This window comes from Fructilactobacillus sp. X7R7C1, assembly GCF_059901065.1.
Window position 1 is genome coordinate 1 of the sequence record NZ_JBWXVF010000005.1, and the last position, 3,257, is coordinate 3,257.

Below are 3,257 nucleotides of genomic sequence, written 5' to 3' on the forward strand. Positions count from 1 at the left end.
GCGTGGCAACGTCCTACCCTTGCAGGGGGCGATCCCCCAACTACTCTTGGCGTGCTGAAGCTTAACTTCTGTGTTCGGCATGGGAACAGGTGTATCCTTCAGGCTTTCGCCACCACACTTAGAAAGAACTTCGTTCTCTCAAAACTAGATAATATCTTCTCTGCCCGATTAACTTCCACTTCTTTTTGCTTGGTTAAGTCCTCGACCGATTAGTATTAGTCCGCTTCACGTATCACTACGCTTCCACTTCTAACCTATCTACCTGATCATCTTTCAGGGGTCTTACTTCCATAAAGGAATGGGAAATCTCATCTCGAGGCGAGTTTCACACTTAGATGCTTTCAGCGTTTATCTCATCCATACATAGCTACCCAGCTGTGCGCCTGGCGGCGCAACTGGTACACCAGCGGTATGTCCATCCCGGTCCTCTCGTACTAGGGATAGCTCCTCTCAAATTTCCTGCGCCCGCGACGGATAGGGACCGAACTGTCTCACGACGTTCTGAACCCAGCTCGCGTACCGCTTTAATGGGCGAACAGCCCAACCCTTGGGACCAACTACAGCCCCAGGATGCGATGAGCCGACATCGAGGTGCCAAACCTCCCCGTCGATGTGAACTCTTGGGGGAGATAAGCCTGTTATCCCCAGGGTAGCTTTTATCCGTTGAGCGATGGCCCTTCCATATGGTACCACCGGATCACTAAGCCCGACTTTCGTCCCTGCTCGACCTGTATGTCTCGCAGTCAAGCTCCCTTCTGCCTTTACACTCTTTGAATGATTTCCAACCATTCTGAGGGAACCTTTGGGCGCCTCCGTTACTATTTAGGAGGCGACCGCCCCAGTCAAACTGCCAACCAGACACTGTCTCCGAGCACGTTGAGTGCTCAGGGTTAGAGTGTTCACATAGCAAGGGTAGTATCCCAATGACGCCTCCGCCGAAGCTAGCGCTCCGGTTTCAATGGCTCCTACCTATCCTGTACAAGCTGTGCAAACACCCAATATCAAGCTACAGTAAAGCTCCATGGGGTCTTTCCGTCCTGTCGCGGGTAACCTGCTTCTTCACAGGTATCTTAATTTCACCGAGTCTCTCGTTGAGACAGTGCCCAGATCGTTACGCCTTTCGTGCGGGTCGGAACTTACCCGACAAGGAATTTCGCTACCTTAGGACCGTTATAGTTACGGCCGCCGTTTACTGGGGCTTCATTTCGGAGCTTCGCCGAAGCTAACTCTTCCACTTAACCTTCCAGCACCGGGCAGGCGTCAGCCCCTATACGTCATCTTACGATTTTGCAGAAACCTGTGTTTTTGATAAACAGTCGTCTGGGCCTCTTCACTGCGGCTGTCCGTTAGGACAGCACCCCTTCTTCCGAAGTTACGGGGTCATTTTGCCGAGTTCCTTAACGAGAGTTCTCTCGCTCACCTGAGGATACTCTCCTCGACTACCTGTGTCGGTTTGCGGTACGGGTAGTTATTAACTCGCTAGAAGCTTTTCTCGGCAGCGTGACATCAGTTGCTTCCCTACTATAATTTCGGTCCTCATCGTCGCTTGTCAACTCGATCAAAAGCATTTCTCTCTTGACCTGACTTACGACTTGAACATCCATCTCCATCAGGATGCACAACTTAGCCTTCTGCGTTCCTCCATCACTCAAACGTTAATAACTAGTACAGGAATCTCAACCTGTTATCCATCGTCTACGCCTCTCGGCCTCGACTTAGGTCCCGACTAACCCTGGGTGGACGAGCCTTCCCCAGGAAACCTTAGTCATTCGGTGAATCAGATTCTCACTGATTTTTCGCTACTCATACCGGCATTCTCACTTCTAAGCGCTCCACTAGTCCTTACGGTCTAGCTTCATTGCCCTTAGAACGCTCTCCTATCACGCGACAAAGTCGCGTCCGCAGTCTCGGTAATATGCTTAGCCCCGGTAAATTTTCGGCGCAGAATCACTCGACTAGTGAGCTATTACGCACTCTTTAAATGGTGGCTGCTTCTGAGCCAACATCCTAGTTGTCTATGCAACTCCACTGCCTTTTCCACTTAGCATATATTTAGGGACCTTAACTGGCGGTCTGGGCTGTTCCCCTTTCGACGATGGATCTTATCACTCATCGTCTGACTCCCGGATATAAATCAATGGTATTCGGAGTTTATCTGAACTTAGTAATCCAAGACGGACCCCTTGTCCAAACAGTGGCTCTACCTCCATGATTCTAAATCCGAGGCTAACCCTAAAGCTATTTCGGAGAGAACCAGCTATCTCCAAGTTCGTTTGGAATTTCACCGCTATCCACACCTCATCCCAGCACTTTTCAACGTACACGGGTTCGGACCTCCGGTGCGTATTACCGCACTTTCATCCTGGACATGGATAGATCACCTGGTTTCGGGTCTATGGCAACATACTTCAACGCCCTATTCAGACTCGCTTTCGCTTCGGCTCCGCTTTTTCAACTTAACCTTGCATGCAACTATAACTCGCCGGTTCATTCTACAAGAGGCACGCTATCACCCTTAAACGGGCTCTAACTGCTTGTAGGCACATGGTTGCAGGAACTATTTCACTCCCCTTCCGGGGTGCTTTTCACCTTTCCCTCACGGTACTGGTTCACTATCGGTCACTAGGTAGTATTTAGCCTTGGGAGATGGTCCTCCCGGCTTCCGACGACGTTTCACGTGTGTCGCCGTACTCAGGATCCTGAACTGAGGGAACCTGATTTCGTCTACTGGGCTATCACCATCTATGGCTCAGCTTCCCAACTGATTCGACTATCAGATTCTTTTGTAACTCAAATGTTCAGTCCTACAACCCCGACCAGTAAACTGATCGGTTTGGGCTGTTCCCCGTTCGCTCGCCGCTACTGAGGGAATCGAAATTTTTTTCTACTCCTGCGGGTACTTAGATGTTTCAGTTCCCCGCGTCTACCGCACGGCAGCTATGAATTCACTGTCGTGCAATCATCGACTAAGATGATTGGGTTTCCCCATTCGGAAATCTCCGGATCAAAGCTTACGTACAGCTCCCCGAAGCATATCGGTGTTAGTTCCGTCCTTCATCGGCTCCTAGTACCAAGGCATTCACCATGCGCCCTTAATAACTTAACCTGCATCACTTCGTGATGTAAGTTATTGAGTATTTGCGATTTAAACTATTTTAAAAAACTCAAATAACGTAGTGGTTATTTCTCGGTTAAAATTATAATTAAAATATAATTAATACAGAAAATAATATTATCTAGTTTTCAAAGAACAAAGT

The 3,257-nt window shown here is 49.0% G+C and carries 2 rRNA genes; both read right to left on the minus strand.

The window, feature by feature from the left end:
- Positions 1-117, minus strand: a 5S ribosomal RNA gene (gene rrf / locus AC6UDC_RS06875).
- A gap of 72 nt (positions 118-189) precedes the next feature.
- Positions 190-3,106, minus strand: a 23S ribosomal RNA gene (locus tag AC6UDC_RS06880).
- Positions 3,107-3,257: the final 151 nt, after the last annotated feature.